15 protein-coding genes are annotated in these 15,295 nt (G+C 61.4%); 4 read left to right on the plus strand and 11 right to left on the minus strand.

The window, feature by feature from the left end; all coding sequences use genetic code 11:
• The first annotated feature begins 76 nt into the window (after positions 1 to 76).
• Positions 77 to 526 carry a Cd(II)/Pb(II)-responsive transcriptional regulator gene (cadR, locus tag IHQ43_RS27650; protein ID WP_007953454.1) on the plus strand — a complete coding sequence of 150 codons (450 nt, stop codon included), beginning with the start codon at positions 77 to 79 and terminating at the stop codon, positions 524 to 526.
• 119 nt (positions 527 to 645) lie between these two features.
• On the opposite strand, the gene IHQ43_RS27655 is transcribed toward cadR, so the two are convergent.
• The 3 genes from IHQ43_RS27655 to IHQ43_RS27665 all read right to left on the minus strand — a co-directional run bounded on the left by IHQ43_RS27655 (position 646) and on the right by IHQ43_RS27665 (position 3,362).
• Positions 646 to 1,617, minus strand: coding sequence for a thymidylate synthase (locus IHQ43_RS27655; RefSeq protein ID WP_011336420.1), 972 nt, complete (start codon positions 1,615 to 1,617; stop codon positions 646 to 648).
• 50 nt (positions 1,618 to 1,667) lie between these two features.
• Positions 1,668 to 2,483 carry a prolipoprotein diacylglyceryl transferase gene (gene lgt, locus IHQ43_RS27660; protein WP_039767887.1) on the minus strand — a complete coding sequence of 272 codons (816 nt, stop codon included), beginning with the start codon at positions 2,481 to 2,483 and terminating at the stop codon, positions 1,668 to 1,670.
• A gap of 96 nt (positions 2,484 to 2,579) precedes the next feature.
• Positions 2,580 to 3,362, minus strand: a complete 783-nt coding sequence (locus IHQ43_RS27665) for a sulfite exporter TauE/SafE family protein (protein ID WP_192562752.1) — start codon at positions 3,360 to 3,362, stop codon at positions 2,580 to 2,582.
• 131 nt (positions 3,363 to 3,493) lie between these two features.
• On the opposite strand from IHQ43_RS27665, the gene IHQ43_RS27670 reads away from it, so the two are divergent.
• On the plus strand, positions 3,494 to 4,240 hold the full coding sequence (locus IHQ43_RS27670; RefSeq protein ID WP_192562753.1) for an NRDE family protein: 747 nt from the start codon (positions 3,494 to 3,496) through the stop codon (positions 4,238 to 4,240).
• A 124-nt stretch (positions 4,241 to 4,364) separates the two neighbouring features.
• Here the strand turns inward: IHQ43_RS27670 and ptsP are convergent, their stop codons facing one another.
• Positions 4,365 to 6,644 carry a phosphoenolpyruvate--protein phosphotransferase gene (gene ptsP / locus IHQ43_RS27675; RefSeq protein ID WP_192562754.1) on the minus strand — a complete coding sequence of 760 codons (2,280 nt, stop codon included), beginning with the start codon at positions 6,642 to 6,644 and terminating at the stop codon, positions 4,365 to 4,367.
• A 22-nt stretch (positions 6,645 to 6,666) separates the two neighbouring features.
• A complete protein-coding gene (locus IHQ43_RS27680) occupies positions 6,667 to 7,146 on the minus strand; it encodes an RNA pyrophosphohydrolase (protein ID WP_003229203.1) in 480 nt (159 codons plus the stop codon).
• A gap of 143 nt (positions 7,147 to 7,289) precedes the next feature.
• Between IHQ43_RS27680 and IHQ43_RS27685 the strand changes: the two genes are divergently transcribed.
• Complete coding sequence (locus tag IHQ43_RS27685; protein WP_007953472.1) at positions 7,290 to 7,946, plus strand: histidinol-phosphatase; 657 nt, start codon at positions 7,290 to 7,292, stop codon at positions 7,944 to 7,946.
• Between the two features lie 134 nt (positions 7,947 to 8,080).
• On the opposite strand, the gene IHQ43_RS27690 is transcribed toward IHQ43_RS27685, so the two are convergent.
• Together IHQ43_RS27690 and ilvA are read right to left on the minus strand one after the other, a co-directional pair.
• Positions 8,081 to 8,506 (minus strand): DUF2269 family protein, encoded by a 426-nt coding sequence (locus tag IHQ43_RS27690; RefSeq protein ID WP_192562755.1) that lies wholly within the window; start codon positions 8,504 to 8,506, stop codon positions 8,081 to 8,083.
• A gap of 39 nt (positions 8,507 to 8,545) precedes the next feature.
• On the minus strand, positions 8,546 to 10,060 hold the full coding sequence (gene ilvA / locus IHQ43_RS27695) for a threonine ammonia-lyase, biosynthetic (protein WP_011336426.1): 1,515 nt from the start codon (positions 10,058 to 10,060) through the stop codon (positions 8,546 to 8,548).
• A gap of 146 nt (positions 10,061 to 10,206) precedes the next feature.
• On the opposite strand from ilvA, the gene rpiA reads away from it, so the two are divergent.
• On the plus strand, positions 10,207 to 10,881 hold the full coding sequence (gene rpiA, locus IHQ43_RS27700; protein ID WP_007953476.1) for a ribose-5-phosphate isomerase RpiA: 675 nt from the start codon (positions 10,207 to 10,209) through the stop codon (positions 10,879 to 10,881).
• A 146-nt stretch (positions 10,882 to 11,027) separates the two neighbouring features.
• On the opposite strand, the gene IHQ43_RS27705 is transcribed toward rpiA, so the two are convergent.
• From IHQ43_RS27705 to IHQ43_RS27720, 4 genes are all read right to left on the minus strand, one after another.
• Positions 11,028 to 11,945: an SdiA-regulated domain-containing protein gene (locus IHQ43_RS27705; protein ID WP_192562756.1), complete on the minus strand. Its 918-nt coding sequence runs from the start codon at positions 11,943 to 11,945 to the stop codon at positions 11,028 to 11,030.
• A gap of 117 nt (positions 11,946 to 12,062) precedes the next feature.
• On the minus strand, positions 12,063 to 12,986 hold the full coding sequence (locus tag IHQ43_RS27710) for an SdiA-regulated domain-containing protein (RefSeq protein WP_192562757.1): 924 nt from the start codon (positions 12,984 to 12,986) through the stop codon (positions 12,063 to 12,065).
• Positions 12,987 to 13,183: 197 nt separating this feature from the next.
• A complete protein-coding gene (locus IHQ43_RS27715; RefSeq protein ID WP_007953483.1) occupies positions 13,184 to 13,849 on the minus strand; it encodes a fumarylacetoacetate hydrolase family protein in 666 nt (221 codons plus the stop codon).
• Positions 13,850 to 13,889: 40 nt separating this feature from the next.
• Positions 13,890 to 15,284, minus strand: a complete 1,395-nt coding sequence (locus tag IHQ43_RS27720) for an FAD-binding oxidoreductase (RefSeq protein ID WP_085702378.1) — start codon at positions 15,282 to 15,284, stop codon at positions 13,890 to 13,892.
• Positions 15,285 to 15,295: the final 11 nt, after the last annotated feature.

A 15,295-nucleotide genomic window follows, 5' to 3' on the forward strand; every position in this document is an offset into this window, starting at 1 on the left:
TCCATGAAGGTGCCTGTTGCCAAGTAAAGACCCTGTAGCCACTATAGGGTCAAGCACCCTTTTGGAGATTGCCGTCATGAAGATCGGAGAACTGGCGAAACAGACTGATTGCGCCGTGGAAACCATTCGCTACTACGAGCGTGAAAACCTGCTGCCGGAGCCGGCCCGCAGCGACGGCAACTACCGCGTCTACACCCAGGCCCACGCCGAGCGCCTGACGTTCATCCGCAACTGCCGCACCCTCGACATGACCCTCGAAGAAATCCGCAGCCTGCTGGCCTTGCGCGACAGCCCGCAGGATCAATGCGAAAGCGTGAATGCACTGATCGACGAGCACATCCAGCACGTCAAGGCGCGGATCGATGGGTTGTTGGCGTTGCAGACGCAACTGCTCGACCTGCGCCAGCGCTGTGGCGAAGGGCCGGAGGCGGATCAGTGCGGGATTTTGCAGCGGCTGGAAGTCAGCGGCGGGGTTGTCGCGGCGGAGGTTGAGCATTCGCATGTGGGCCGCAGTCACGGCCACTAGCCATAGTCGCTCGTTCCCATGCTCCGCGTGGGAATGCCGCCATGGACGCTCCGCGTCCAAAGTGACGCGGAGCGTCACGGGATTCATTCCCACGCAGAGCGTGGGAACGATCCTGCCGACTAGACCGCCATCGGCGCGGTCATCGGCGCATGGTGCTCGTAGCCTTCCAGCGAGAAGTCGCTCGGTTCCACCAGCTCCAGCCATTCCGGCTGATAAACACCCGTCTTGGCAAACTCCGGCACGCGGTCCGAAATCTTCAGTTTCGGCATGGCGAACGGCTCGCGCTTGAGCTGTTCGTTGAGCATGTCGAGGTGGTTTTCGTAGACGTGGGCATCACCGATGAAATAGGTGAACCAGCGCGGCGTGTAGCCGGTCAGGCGACCGATCAGGCTCAGCAGCGCAGCACCTTCGGTGAGGTTGAACGGTGTGCCCAGGCCCAGGTCGTTGGAGCGGATGTAGAGGGTCAGAGATATCTCTTTGGTCTCGACATTCGGGTGGAACTGGTACAGCAGATGGCACGGCGGCAGGGCCATTTCATCGAGCTGGGCGCAGTTCCAGCCGTGGAACAGGATGCGGCGGCTGCCCGGGTCCTTGATGATCGTGTCGACGCACTGGCGCACCTGATCGATGGCTTTGTACAGCACGACGTAGGCCTGGCCGTCTTCTTCGCCCTGGGCAATCTGCTTGTAGCCGTTGCTCAGGGTTTGTTCGATGGCGGCGGTGTTGCTCAAAGGGATCTGCTTGTACGCCGGCCATTTGCGCCATTGCACGCCGTAGATCTCGCCGAGGTCGTCTTCGCCCTGGCGGAACGGGTTGGCCAGCCACTGGGCGTTTTCGTTGGCGTTCTGATCCCAGACCTTGCAGCCCAGCGCGCGGAATTCGGCAGCGTTGTTCACGCCACGCAAAAAGCCGCACATCTCGCCGATGGCCGACTTGAAGGCCATCTTGCGGGTGGTGATCGCCGGGAAACCTTCCTGCAGATCGAAGCGCAGCATGGCGCCCGGAAAGCTGATGGTGTTCACGCCGGTACGGTTGGCCTGTTTGGTGCCGTTGTTGATGACGTGCGACACCAGATCGAGATATTGCTTCATGAGTTACCTGTGTCCTTGAGCCCCGGCAGACATCGCCGGGGTTCGAATATTTAAGCTGTCGGTGCAACCGGCGCCGCCGGGGCGCGGTGGTAGGCCAGCCAGATCAGGAACAGCCCGCCGATGATCATCGGTACGCAGAGTACCTGACCCATGGTCAGCCAGTTCCAGGCCAGATAGCCCAGTTGCGCGTCCGGTACGCGGACGAATTCGACGATGAAACGGAAGATGCCATAGAACAGCGCGAACATGCCCGAGACCGCCATGGTTGGTCGCGGTTTACGCGAGAACAGCCAGAGGATCAGGAACAGCGCCACGCCTTCGAGCGCGAACTGATACAGCTGGGACGGGTGACGCGGCAGTTGCGCCGGATCGCTGAACGGCGGGAACACCATGGCCCACGGCACGTCGGTGGCCTTGCCCCACAGCTCGGCGTTGATGAAGTTGCCGATACGTCCGGCGCCCAGGCCGATCGGCACCATCGGCGCCACAAAGTCCATCAACTGGAAGAACGACTTGCCGTTACGCTTGCCGAACCACAGAGCCGCCAGCATGACGCCGATGAAACCACCGTGGAACGACATGCCGCCCTTCCACACTTCGAAAATCAGCGTCGGGTTGGCCAGGTAGGCACTCAGGTCGTAGAACAGCACATAGCCCAGACGCCCGCCGACAATCACCCCCATCGACAGCCAGAACACCAGGTCGGACAGCTTTTCCTTGGTCCAGGTCGGGTCAAAACGGTTGAGCCGGCGCGATGCCAGCAGCCACGCGCCGCCGATGCCGACCAGGTACATCAGGCCGTACCAGTGGATTTTCAGCGGACCGATGGCCAGGGCCACCGGATCGATCTGCGGGTAAGGCAGCATTGCGACTCCTCGTTAGCATTCAAATCTTCAAAAATTCCCGGGCGACGCTGTCACCTCAGGATTAAGCCAGGATTGCGACCTGCCAAAACAGACGGCTCAGAACAGAAAGCTCAAGCCCACGCAAAACAGCAAAGCCGCGAACAGCCGTTTCAGCAACTTCGGCGACAACCTGTGCGCCAGCCGCGCGCCGATCCGGGCGAACACCATGCTGGTCAGGGCAATGCCCAAAAGCGCTGGCAAATACACAAACCCGAGACTATGGGCCGGCAGCAACGGATCATGCCAGCCCAGAATCATGAAACTTATTGCACTTGCAACAGCGATCGGCAGGCCACAGGCCGACGAAGTCGCCACTGCCTGCTGCATCGGCACGCTGCGCCAGGTCAGGAACGGCACGGTCAGCGAGCCGCCGCCAATGCCGAAAATCGCCGACGCCCAGCCGATCACACTGCCGGCCACGGTCAGACCGAGCTTGCCGGGCACCGTTCGGCTGGCCTTGGGTTTGACGTCCAGCGCCAGCTGCGCCGCGATCACCAGGGCGAACACACCGATGATCTTTTGCAGGTTGGGCCCGGAAATCGCTTCGGCGGTCAGCGCGCCGAAACCGGCGCCGAGCAGGATGCCGACGGTCATCCACTTGAAGATCGGCCAGCGCACGGCGCCGCGTCGATGATGCTCGCGCACGGCATTGACCGACGTGAAGATGATCGTCGCCAGGGACGTGCCGACCGCCAGATGGGTCAGGATCGACGGATCGAAGCCCTGCAAGGTGAAACTGAACACCAGCACCGGGACGATGATGATCCCGCCGCCCACCCCGAACAGCCCGGCCAGTACGCCCGCACAGGCGCCCAGCGCCAGATAGAGCAGAAATTCCATGACTGCCTCCCAAGGCGCGCCCCCAAAACCGGAGCGGCATGGTAACGGATGGATACCCTTCGGCTCCACTGGCGATGGATGCACGGACGATGTCTGCGTAGAGTGGGCAAAAAACACACAAGGACCACCTTATGTGCCTGATCGTTTTCGCCTGGCGGCCGGGGCATGCCCAGCCGCTGATCGTCGCGGCCAACCGTGACGAATTCTACGCCCGGCCCAGCCTGCCGCTGGCGCAGTGGCCCGAGTCGCCGCATGTTCACGCCGGTCGGGATCTTGAGGCTGGGGGCACCTGGCTCGGCCTGGGCGCCAACGGTCGTTTTGCGGCGCTGACCAATATCCGCGACCCGCATCAGCCGCCGGCGCGACGCTCTCGGGGCGAGCTGGTGGCAGGATTTCTCACCAGAAACCTGTCGATCGATGACTATTTGTCCGACGTTGTCGCCCGTTCGCCGGAGTATGCCGGGTTCAATCTGCTGCTGGGCAATGCCAACGAGCTGTGGCATTTCAACGCGCGGTCTTCGGAACCGGTGATGTTGCAGCCGGGCGTTTATGGATTGTCCAACGCCGGGCTGGATACGCCGTGGCCGAAACTGCTGAAGGCCAAGTCGGCATTGAGTGCGGTGCTGGATGATCCGCAGCCCGAGCGATTGTTGGCGTTGTTGGGTGATGCGCAAACGGCGCCGTTTGCTGATCTGCCGGATACCGGCGTGGGGCTGGCGACCGAGTCGTTGCTGTCGAGCGTGTTTATTGCCAGCCAGAGCTATGGGACGCGGGCGAGTACGGCGCTGATTGTGCAGGCGGACGGGACGCGGCGGATGGTCGAGCGTAGTTTCGGGCCATATGGCGGGCACTTGGGGGAAGTGGAAATTCTGATTTAGGCGTTGCTATACGGACGCCATCGCTGGCAAGCCAGCTCCCACAGGATGCTCGGTGGACACATATTTTGTGAACACCAGAGGAAACTGTGGGAGCTGGCTTGCCAGCGATGAGGCCCTCAGAATTTCAGAGAGGTTTTGCCGCCGCCGGATTGACCATCTTCGCCAGCCCGAGGTTCTTCAGCGCCAGTTGCAGCGAGCTGTGGATAACCTGCGGGTTGTCGATGGTCATCAGTTCCTTCAGCAGATCCTTGGCCTTGCTCAGGTTGATCTGACGCAGCATCCATTTCACTTTCGGCAGGTTGGTGGCGTTCATCGACAGGCTGTCGAAACCCATCGCCATCAACAGCACCGCTGCCGCCGGGTCACCGGCCATCTCGCCGCAGATGCTCACCGGCTTGCCTTCGGCATGGGCGTCGCGCACGACGGTTTGCAGGGCTTGCAGCACCGCCGGATGCAGGTAGTCGTAGAGATCGGCCACCCGTGGGTTGTTGCGGTCCACCGCCAGCAGATACTGAGTCAAGTCGTTGGAGCCGACCGACAGGAAGTCCACCATCCGCGCCAGCTCTTTGGTCTGGTAGACCGCCGCAGGAATTTCGATCATCACACCCACCGGCGGCATCGGCACGTCGGTGCCTTCGTCGCGCACTTCGCCCCAGGCCCGGTGGATCAGGTGCAGCGCCTCTTCGAGCTCGTGGATGCCGGAGATCATCGGCAGCAGGATCCGCAGGTTGTTCAGGCCTTCGCTGGCCTTGAGCATCGCGCGGGTCTGCACCAGGAAGATTTCCGGGTGGTCGAGGGTGACGCGGATCCCGCGCCAGCCGAGGAACGGGTTGTCTTCCTTGATCGGGAAGTACGACAGCGACTTGTCGCCGCCGATGTCCAGGCTGCGCATGGTCACCGGTTGCGGGTGAAACGCGGCGAGCTGCTCGCGGTAGATCGCCAGTTGTTCCTTCTCGCTCGGGAAACGCTGGTTGATCATGAACGGCACTTCGGTGCGGTACAGACCAACGCCTTCGGCGCCGCGCTTCTGCGCCCGCGCCACGTCCGCCAGCAGGCCGGTGTTGACCCATAGCGGCATGCGGTGACCGTCGAGGGTCACGCACGGCAAGTCGCGCAGGGTATCGAGCCCCAGCGCCAGTTGCTTCTCTTCCTCCACCACCTCGGTGAATTGCTTGCGCAGCACTTCGCTGGGGTTGGTGTAGACCTCGCCCCGTGTGCCATCGACGATCATTTCGATGCCGTCGACCTTGGCGTACGGCAGGTCGACCAGACCCATCACCGTCGGAATACCCATGGCCCGGGCCAGGATCGCGACGTGGGAGTTGCCCGAACCGAGTACCGAGACCAGACCGACCAGCGTACCTTCCGGCACTTCGCCGAGCATCGCCGGGGTCAGCTCTTCACTGACCAGAATGGTTTTTTCCGGATAGACCAGGTTCTGCTGGCGCTCTTCCTGCAAATAGGCGAGCAGGCGGCGACCGAGGTCCTTGACGTCCGACGCCCGCTCACGCAGGTATTCGTCGTCCATCAAATCGAAACGGTTGACGTGATCGGTCACGACCTGACGCAGCGCGCCCTGTGCCCATTGGCCGGTCTTGATCACGTTGGTGATTTCGCTGCCCAGCGAGGCATCGTCGAGCATCATCAGGTAGACGTCGAACAGCGCGCGCTCTTCCGGACGCAGCTGGGTTGCGAGCTTCGCCGACAACGCACGCATGTCGGCGCGCACGCCTTCGATGGCGGTCTTGAACAGCGCCAGTTCCGCGTCGATGTCGGTGATGGTCTTGTCCGGCACCACGTCCAGATCCGCCGGCGGCAGCATGACCACCGCGGTACCGACCGCCGCGCCCGGTGAACCCGGCACGCCGACGAATTTGGCTTCCTGGATGCCCTTGCCCTGACGGCCCAGGCCACGGATCGAGCCGGTGGCCTCGGCGTGAGCGATTACGCCAGCTAGCTGTGCGCTCATGGTCACGAGGAAGGCTTCTTCACCTTCATCGAACTGGCGGCGTTCTTTTTGCTGGATGACCAACACGCCGACGACGCGGCGGTGGTGAATGATCGGCGCCCCGAGGAACGAGGCGTAGCGCTCCTCGCCGGTTTCGGCGAAGTAGCGGTAGCGCGGGTGATCCGCGGCGTTTTCGAGGTTCAGGGGTTCTTCACGCGTGCCGACCAGGCCGACCAGACCTTCGTTGGGTGCCATGCTGACCTTGCCGATCGAGCGCTTGTTCAAGCCCTCGGTGGCCATCAGCACGAAGCGGTTGGTCTCTGGATCAAGCAGATAGACCGAGCAGACCTGGCTGCCCATGGCCTCTTTGACGCGCAACACAATAATCCCCAACGCCGCCTTGAGATCCTTGGCGGAGTTAACTTCCTGGACGATCTTGCGCAGCGTATTGAGCATGGCTCGGGGTCGAACTCCGTCGTCAGTCGCGCGCTAAAAGGCGCGGGGCAAGCTCTTTGAGAGCGCGGCGATACACTTCGCGCTTGAATGTCACCACCTGGCCCAACGGATACCAATAACTGACCCAGCGCCAGCCATCGAACTCCGGTTTACCGGTCAAATCCATCCGCACCCGCTGCTCGTTGGAGATCAGGCGCAGGAGAAACCATTTCTGTTTCTGGCCGATGCACAGCGGTTGGCTGTGGGTTCGCACCAGACGTTGCGGCAAACGATAGCGCAACCAGCCCCGGGTGCAGGCCAGTATTTCAACATCTTCGCGTTCCAGGCCAACTTCTTCGTTCAGCTCGCGGTACAAGGCGTCTTCCGGCGTCTCCTCGGGATTGATTCCCCCTTGCGGAAACTGCCAGGCATCTTGATTGATACGGCGAGCCCATAGCACCTGGCCGGCGTCATTCGTCAGAATGATCCCGACATTAGGGCGGAAACCATCGGGGTCGATCACGGCAACAACCTCGCAAACGCATGTCGCCGCATTGTTCCACAAAGGTTGTGAAGGCGGCAACGAAGGTTCCGAGCTTATGTGCACTCTTGTGAAAAGACCGTATTCTTGTGGCCTTTTTACTGACTTTTCAGCGGGTAACTGCAATGCGCCTGGCTTTATTCGATTTGGACAACACTCTTCTGGGCGGCGACAGCGATCACGCCTGGGGCGATTATCTGTGCGAACGCGGCTTCCTCGACCCGATTGCCTACAAGACGCGCAACGACGAGTTCTATCAGGATTACCTGGCCGGCAAACTGGATAACGCGGCCTACCTGAACTTCTGCCTGGAAATCCTCGGCCGCACCGAGATGGCCGTGCTTGAGCAGTGGCACAACGACTACATGCGCGACTGCATCGAGCCGATCGTGCTGCCGAAGGCGCTCGAGTTGCTGAAAAAGCACCGTGATGCCGGCGACAAACTGGTGATCATCACCGCTACCAACCGCTTCGTCACCGCGCCGATCGCCGTGCGCCTGGGCGTCGAAACCCTGATCGCCACCGAGTGCGAGATGCAGGATGGCCGCTACACCGGGCGCAGCACCGACGTGCCGTGCTTCCGTGAAGGCAAGGTGACGCGCCTGAACCGCTGGCTGGAAGAAACCGGGCATTCGCTGGAAGGCAGCTATTTCTACAGCGACTCGATGAATGACCTGCCGCTGCTGGAGCAGGTTGCGAATCCGGTGGCGGTAGACCCGGATCCGAACCTGCGCGCCGAAGCCGAGAAACGCGGCTGGCCGGTAATCAGTCTGCGCGACTGACTACGCCTTCGTCGGAACGCCGCCCGGGGCAAGCCCGCTCCCACAGGTTTTACGGGCGCTCACAAAATCTGTGTTCACCGAATATCCTTGTGGGAGCTGGCTTGCCAGCGATTGGGTCGACTCGGTGTGAAGCCTTAAACCGGCTTGGCGCCCATCAACCCGGCAATCGCGATAAAGCAGACCAGCCCGAACAACGCCAGCCCCAGGCTGAACCGGCCCACGCCGCCCGGCACCTTGCGCAACCGGTTCAAGCGCACCAGCAGCCAGAACCACGCCAGCGCCGCCACGGTGTACAGCACGCTGGAGGCCAGAATCCACGTCTGCCCCAACGGCCAGCCCACCAGATGCACCATCCACCAGCCGGTGAATGGCATGCTCACCAGCGCCAGCACGATCAACAGCCAGACAAACAGCCATGGCCGCTGCAACGTGCGGCTGCCCGCCGTCGCGTCACCCTTGCGCCGTGCGCGCCAGACCCAGATTCCCAGGCCCAGCGCACCGAGCAACAGCACCGCAGTCGCCAGCATGTGCGCCGCTTTCAGGGCGGTTAACGTTTCCATGATCCGATTTCCTTATGGCCTGCCCATCAGCGTAGCCGTTCAGCCAAGAAACAGCTGATAGGCGGGGTTGTCGCTTTCGTCCCAGTACGGGTAGCCGATTTCCTCAAGGGCTGCGGGCACCAGATGACGTTCGTCGTGGGGCACTTGCAGACCCGCCACCACGCGGCCGTCCGCTGCGCCGTGGTTGCGGTAGTGGAACATCGAGATATTCCAGCGCCCGCCAAGCTTGTTGAGGAAGTTAAACAGCGCGCCCGGACGCTCCGGGAACTCGAAGCGCAGCACCACTTCATCGACCACGTGCGCCGCACGACCGCCGACCATGTGACGGATGTGCAGTTTGGCCAGTTCGTTGTCGGTCAGGTCGAGCACCGGGAAACCCTGTTCGGTCAGGCTTGCCAGCAGCGCACTGCGTGGGTCGTTGTCCGGGTGGGTCTGCACGCCGACGAAGATGTGCGCTTCGCTGCCATTGTTGTAGCGGTAATTGAATTCGGTGATCTGGCGCTTGCCGATGGCCTCGCAGAAGGCCTTGAAGCTGCCGGCCTTCTCCGGGATGGTCACGGCGATGATCGCTTCGCGGCCTTCACCCAGTTCGGCGCGTTCGGCGACGTGGCGCAGGCGGTCGAAGTTGACGTTGGCCCCGGAGTCGATGGCCACGAAGGTCTGGCCGCTGACGCCGCGCTGCTCGACGTACTTCTTGATCCCGGCCACGCCGAGGGCGCCGGCCGGTTCGGTGATCGAACGGGTATCGTCGTAGATGTCCTTGATTGCCGCACAGATTTCGTCGGTGCTGACGGTGATCACTTCATCGACGTAATCCTTGCAGATGTCGAAGGTGTGCTGGCCGATCTGCGCCACCGCCACGCCGTCGGCGAAGATGCCCACGGTCGGCAGCACCACGCGCTCGCCCGCGGCCATTGCCGCTTGCAGACAGTTGGAGTCGTCGGGCTCGACGCCGATGACCTTGATGTCCGGGCGCAGGTATTTCACGTACGCCGCGATGCCGGCGATCAGACCGCCGCCGCCCACCGGAACGAAGATCGCGTCCAGTGGCTGCGGGTGCTGACGCAGGATTTCCATCGCCACGGTGCCCTGCCCGGCGATGGTGTGCGGATCGTCGTACGGGTGGATGTAGACGTAGCCTTTTTCATCGACCAGTTTCAGCGAATAAGCCAGCGCTTCCGGGAAGGAATCACCGTGCAGCACCACCTTGCCGCCACGGGAGCGCACGCCTTCGACCTTGATCTCCGGGGTAGTCTTGGGCATCACGATGGTCGCTTTCACGCCCAGCACTTTCGCCGCCAGGGCCAGGCCCTGCGCATGGTTGCCCGCCGACGCGGTGACCACGCCGCGTGCGCGTTCTTCGTCGCTCAACTGGGTCAGCTTGTTGTAGGCGCCGCGAATCTTGAACGAGAACACCGGCTGCAAGTCTTCGCGCTTGAGCCAGATGTCGTTGCCCAGCCGCTCGGAGAGCTGGCGGGCGTTCTGCAGCGGGGTTTCTACGGCAACGTCATAAACGCGCGAGGTGAGGATCTTCTTGACGTACTGTTCGAGCATCGGAAAGCATCACTGGCGGTTGGGCGGGACCAACGAGTCTAACCCGCCTTTTGGGCGCACGACCACACGAATCCAGAGGTTTTAGCCCGGCTTGAGGCTATAATGCCGGCCTTTCCGTTCTTACCTTGCCCGCTTCCGGAGCCCGCATGACCCAGGATCAACTCAAACAGGCCGTGGCCCAGGCCGCCGTCGACTTCATCCTTCCGAAACTCGACGACAAGAGCATCGTCGGCGTCGGCACCGGCTCCACCGCCAACTGCTTCATCGACGCCCTGGCCCAGCACAAGGGCGCGTTCGATGGCGCGGTCGCGAGCTCCGAAGCCACCGCCGCACGCCTCAAGGGCCACGGGATTCCGGTGTATGAACTGAACACGGTCAGCAACCTGGAGTTCTACGTCGACGGCGCCGATGAAAGCGACGAACACCTGAACCTGATCAAGGGCGGCGGCGCAGCCCTGACCCGCGAGAAGATCGTCGCGGCCGTGGCCCAGACCTTCATCTGCATCGCCGACGCCAGCAAACTGGTGCCGGTGCTGGGCGCGTTCCCACTGCCGGTGGAAGTGATCCCGATGGCCCGCAGCCACGTCGCCCGTCAACTGGTGAAACTGGGCGGCGATCCGGTCTACCGCGAAGGCGTGCTGACCGACAACGGCAACATCATCCTCGACGTGCACAACCTGCAGATCACCAATCCGGTGGAGCTGGAAGCGCAGATCAATGCGATTGTCGGCGTGGTCACCAACGGTCTGTTCGCGGCGCGTCCGGCGGATCTGTTGCTGCTGGGTACTTCCGAAGGTGTGAAAACACTGAAGGCTGAGTAAGCCGAAACTGCCCACATTGTTGTGGGCAGATGAAAAACCTGTGGGAGCTGGCTTGCCAGCGATGGCGGCCTGCCAGTCAACATTAATGTTGAGAGTCATGGCCTCATCGCTGGCAAGCCAGCTCCCACAGTTTTTCAGGGCGTCAGTCAGGGCTGCACAGGCTTCCTGAAGACATAAAACAGATTCGGCTCGCTCACCAGATACAACGTCCCGTCGTCATCCATCGCGATACCTTCCGCCTGCGGCACGGTTTTTTTCAGGCCCTGCCGGCCACCGCTCAACGACAGAGTGCTCAACGGACGCCCGTCCACATCCAGTTCCAGAATCAGCCGTGACTCGTCGGACAACGCCAGCAAATGGCCGCTGCGCTCGTCGTATTGCAGGCTCGACAGATCGCGCACGAACATCCCGGCATCGCGCTTGGGATTGTTGATGACGTGTACCGCGTAGGATTTTTCCGGATTGAAGTGCGGGAAACCGTGCACCTCATAGATCAGCATCGGATCCCGCTCCTTGGCCACGAACAGGCGCTTGCCCACCGAGTCGTAAGCCAGACCTTCAAACCCCTTGTTGCCGCTCATGTGCACACCAAGGGTCATTTGTTCGGCATCCGCTGCATCGAGGAACGTGGTGTCGTGTTCCAGATGGATCTTGATCAGCCGCTGCTGGCGCTCGTCAGTGATCACGTACGTATCGGCGCTGATGAACTCCACCGCCTCCGGATCGCCGAAGCCGATCAAGGCGACACGGCGCAGGATCGTGCCGTCCAGCGACAGCTCGATCAGCTCGGCATTCTTGTTGGTGACAGTGAACAGGCTCTTGCGCACCGGATCGTAGGTCAGCGCCGAGACGTCGTCGTTCAGACCGTCGATGACTTTCGCTTCGATCTCCACCCGATATTGATCCAGCCCGATGGCCTCGCTGCTTATCGGCTGCCAGAGCGCATGCAGGTTGAACCAGGCACGCTCGAACAGGCGCATGTATTGCCCGATCGCAATCAACACGATCAGGGCAATCACCGACAAGATGATGAACAGAGGTTTGGGACGGGCAAGTCGACGCATTCGGGCAAGCTCGGAATCAAAACAGGCGGATGAAATATCACGCCCGTCTGAACTGAAGCTTAATGGCCACTTGCCCCAGGCCACAACTCAACCGATCTGCATTTGCTGTAGGAGTAATTACTTCTGCTTTTCGAAGCGGTAGAACAGATTCGGCTCGCTGACCATGTACAGCGTGCCCGACTCGTCCATGGTCACGCCCTCGGCGCGGGGAATGGTTTTCTTCAAACCGTTGAAACCGCCAAGCAGGGTCATGAAGCTGACCTGTTCGCCCTTCTCGTCCAGCTCCAGCAACAAGTGCGAATCGGCGGACAGCACCAGGGTGTGACCGGTGCGCGGGTCGATCGCCAGGGCCGAAAGGTTGCGAATGTCCAGTTCGTCGCTGTCGAGTTTCTGCTTGTCGCCCTCGAGCGTCTGGCTGCCGTCGCTTTTCCAGGTGAACAGCGCCGGCGGACGCTCTTCGCCCAGCAGCAGCTGCTGATTGCGGGCGTCCCAGGTGATGGCTTCGAAAGCCTTGTTCTGGTCTTTCGACGGGCCAAGGTCGTATTTCGGGAAATCGTCGCGCTTCAGTTCGCGGGTTTCGGCATCGACCTTGACGATGGAGAGCAGGTGCTCGCGCTCATCGACAATCGCCATCAAGCCGTTTGGCATCACCGTCAGGCCTTCAGGGTTGCTCCAGCCCACCAGTGGCATCTTGCGCAGCACGTCACCCTGAAGGGTCAGTTCGACCAGAAACGGATTCTTGCCCATCACCGAAAACAGGGTTTTGGTCTGCGGGTTATAGGACAGGTCCGAAGCTTCGTCCTTTTCCATCCCCGGCAGCAGCTTGGCGTCGATGACCACCCGGTAGTCCGGGAGCCAGACGCTTTCCTGCTTCTCCGCCGTGCTTTCGAAACGCTCCAGCACCCACAGCACGCCCCGGTCATCCCAATGCATCGCATACGCCAGCCCGTACGCAGCGGCGGCTGCCAACAAGAGCCAGGAATACCAGCGCAGGGCGAAGCGTGAACGACGAGCGGGTTTTAGCTGAGTTTGAGATGACATCGAAGGACGCGTTCCGAAAATTCAGGCTACGGGTAATAGCACAAAGAGGCCGGCTCAGACGCCAGAATGACCGGAATTATCCGGACAAAATGTGAAAAAAACGGCAAATGGCCGGAATGCCTTATGTGTTTGCGAGCTGCAACACAAAAACAAATGTGGGAGCAAGCTCGCTCCCACAGTTTTACTCAGAGTTGCAGTCAGCGAACGCTGCTGGTGAAGCGACTGGCGCCCGGCAGTTCCAGCACGATCTCATCACCAACGTTCAGCGGGCCGACGCCCACCGGCGTGCCGGTCAGGATCACGTCACCGGCCTGCAGCGAGAAGCAGCCGGCCATGTGCTGGATCATCGGTACGATCGGGTTGAGCATCGCGCTGCTGTTGCCGTCCTGGCGCACTTCGCCGTTGATGGTCAGGCGGATGCCGATGTCGGTCAAATCGGCGAAAGTGCTGCCGACCACGAACGGTGCAATCACCGCCGCGCCATCGAACGACTTGGCGATTTCCCACGGCAGGCCCTTGGACTTGAGCTCGGCCTGCTTGTCGCGCAGGGTCAGGTCCAGCGCCGGGGCGAAACCGGAGATCGCGTCCAGCACTTCTTCACGGCTTGGTTTGGTCGACAGCGGCTTGCCGATCAACACGGCGATTTCCGCTTCGTAATGCACCGAGCCACGCTCGGTCGGAATGCTGAACCCGCCTTCCAGCGGCACCACGCAACTGCCCGGCTTGATGAACAGCAACGGCTCGGTAGGGACCGGGTTGTCCAGTTCCTTGGCGTGTTCGGCGTAGTTACGGCCGATGCACACCACTTTCCCCAGCGGAAAATGAATCCGCGTACCGTCGACATACTGGTGCTGATAGCTCATTACCGACTCCTGCCTTCATTGATTCATCAGGGATTGCCAATCAAACCGCGAAGATCTTGCCCGGGTTCATGATGCCGTTCGGGTCGAACACCGCCTTGACCGCTTTCATGTATTCGATTTCCACCGGCGAGCGGCTGTAGGTCAAGTAGTCACGCTTGGTCATGCCCACGCCGTGTTCGGCGGAAATCGAACCGTTGTACTTCTCGACGGTTTCGAACACCCACTTGTTGACGGTGGCGCACTTGGCGAAAAACTCGTCCTTGCTCAGGTTGTCCGGCTTGAGGATGTTCAGGTGCAGGTTGCCGTCGCCGATGTGGCCGAACCAGACGATTTCGAAATCCGGATAGTGTTCGCCGACGATCGCGTCGATTTCCTGCAGAAACGCCGGGACTTTGGATACGGTGACCGAGATGTCGTTCTTGTACGGCGTCCAGTGGGAGATGGTTTCGGAGATGTACTCGCGCAGCTTCCACAGGTTCTGCAACTGGGTTTCGCTCTGGCTCATCACGCCGTCCAGCACCCAGCCCTGCTCCACGCAATGCTCGAAGGTTTCCAGGGCGGTGTTGGCCACTTCTTCGGTGGTCGCCTCGAATTCCAGCAAGGCATAGAACGGGCAGTCGGTTTCAAACGGCGCCGGGACATCGCCACGCCCCATGACCTTGGCCAGGGCCTTGTCGGAGAAAAATTCGAACGCGGTCAGGTCGAGCCGGCCCTGAAAAGCGTGCAGCACCGGCATGATCGAATCGAAATCGGCGGTGCCGAGGACCATCGCGGTCAGGTTTTTCGGCGAACGGTCCAGGCGCATGGTGGCCTCGACCACAAAACCCAGAGTGCCCTCGGCGCCGATGAACAGCTGGCGCAGGTCATAACCGGTGGCGTTCTTGATCAGGTCTTTGTTCAGTTCCAGCACATCGCCCTTGCCGGTCACCACCTTCATGCCTGCGACCCAATTGCGGGTCATGCCGTAGCGAATGACCTTGATCCCGCCGGCATTGGTGCCGATGTTGCCGCCAATCTGACTGGAACCTGCCGAAGCGAAGTCCACCGGGTAGTACAGGTCATGTTCTTCGGCGGCGTTCTGCAATTGCTCGGTGACCACGCCCGGCTGACAGACGGCGGTGCGGTCGGTGAGGTTGATGTCGAGAATCTGGTTCATGTAGTCGAACGACACGACCACTTCGCCATTGGCGGCCACGGCTGCGGCGGAAAGACCGGTGCGCCCGCCCGACGGCACCAGCGCCACTTTATGTTCGTTGGCCCAGCGGACGACGGCCTGCACCTGCTCGATGGTCTTGGGGAACACGATGGCGCTGGGCGCCGGGGCGAAGTGCTTGGTCCAGTCCTTGCCGTAAGCGTTCAGGGAGTCGGCATCGGTCAGGACCTTGCCAGGCTCGACCAGGGTCTTCAGTTCATCAATCAGGGCAGGATTGGTCATCGACGGAACTC

The sequence above is a fragment of the Pseudomonas gozinkensis genome, from assembly GCF_014863585.1.
GTDB classification, from domain to species: Bacteria; Pseudomonadota; Gammaproteobacteria; order Pseudomonadales; family Pseudomonadaceae; genus Aquipseudomonas; species Aquipseudomonas gozinkensis.

Bases quoted from the DNA above. Each gene is read 5' to 3' on its own strand.
- cadR (WP_007953454.1), top strand. From the start codon at position 77: ATGAAGATCGGAGAACTGGCGAAACAGACTGATTGCGCCGTGGAAACC.
- IHQ43_RS27655 (WP_011336420.1), bottom strand. From the start codon at position 1,617: ATGAAGCAATATCTCGATCTGGTGTCGCACGTCATCAACAACGGCACC.
- lgt (WP_039767887.1), bottom strand. From the start codon at position 2,483: ATGCTGCCTTACCCGCAGATCGATCCGGTGGCCCTGGCCATCGGTCCG.
- IHQ43_RS27665 (WP_192562752.1), bottom strand. From the start codon at position 3,362: ATGGAATTTCTGCTCTATCTGGCGCTGGGCGCCTGTGCGGGCGTACTG.
- IHQ43_RS27670 (WP_192562753.1), top strand. From the start codon at position 3,494: ATGTGCCTGATCGTTTTCGCCTGGCGGCCGGGGCATGCCCAGCCGCTG.
- ptsP (WP_192562754.1), bottom strand. From the start codon at position 6,644: ATGCTCAATACGCTGCGCAAGATCGTCCAGGAAGTTAACTCCGCCAAG.
- IHQ43_RS27685 (WP_007953472.1), top strand. From the start codon at position 7,290: ATGCGCCTGGCTTTATTCGATTTGGACAACACTCTTCTGGGCGGCGAC.
- IHQ43_RS27690 (WP_192562755.1), bottom strand. From the start codon at position 8,506: ATGGAAACGTTAACCGCCCTGAAAGCGGCGCACATGCTGGCGACTGCG.
- ilvA (WP_011336426.1), bottom strand. From the start codon at position 10,060: ATGCTCGAACAGTACGTCAAGAAGATCCTCACCTCGCGCGTTTATGAC.
- rpiA (WP_007953476.1), top strand. From the start codon at position 10,207: ATGACCCAGGATCAACTCAAACAGGCCGTGGCCCAGGCCGCCGTCGAC.
- IHQ43_RS27705 (WP_192562756.1), bottom strand. From the start codon at position 11,945: ATGCGTCGACTTGCCCGTCCCAAACCTCTGTTCATCATCTTGTCGGTG.
- IHQ43_RS27710 (WP_192562757.1), bottom strand. From the start codon at position 12,986: ATGTCATCTCAAACTCAGCTAAAACCCGCTCGTCGTTCACGCTTCGCC.
- IHQ43_RS27715 (WP_007953483.1), bottom strand. From the start codon at position 13,849: ATGAGCTATCAGCACCAGTATGTCGACGGTACGCGGATTCATTTTCCG.
- IHQ43_RS27720 (WP_085702378.1), bottom strand. From the start codon at position 15,284: ATGACCAATCCTGCCCTGATTGATGAACTGAAGACCCTGGTCGAGCCT.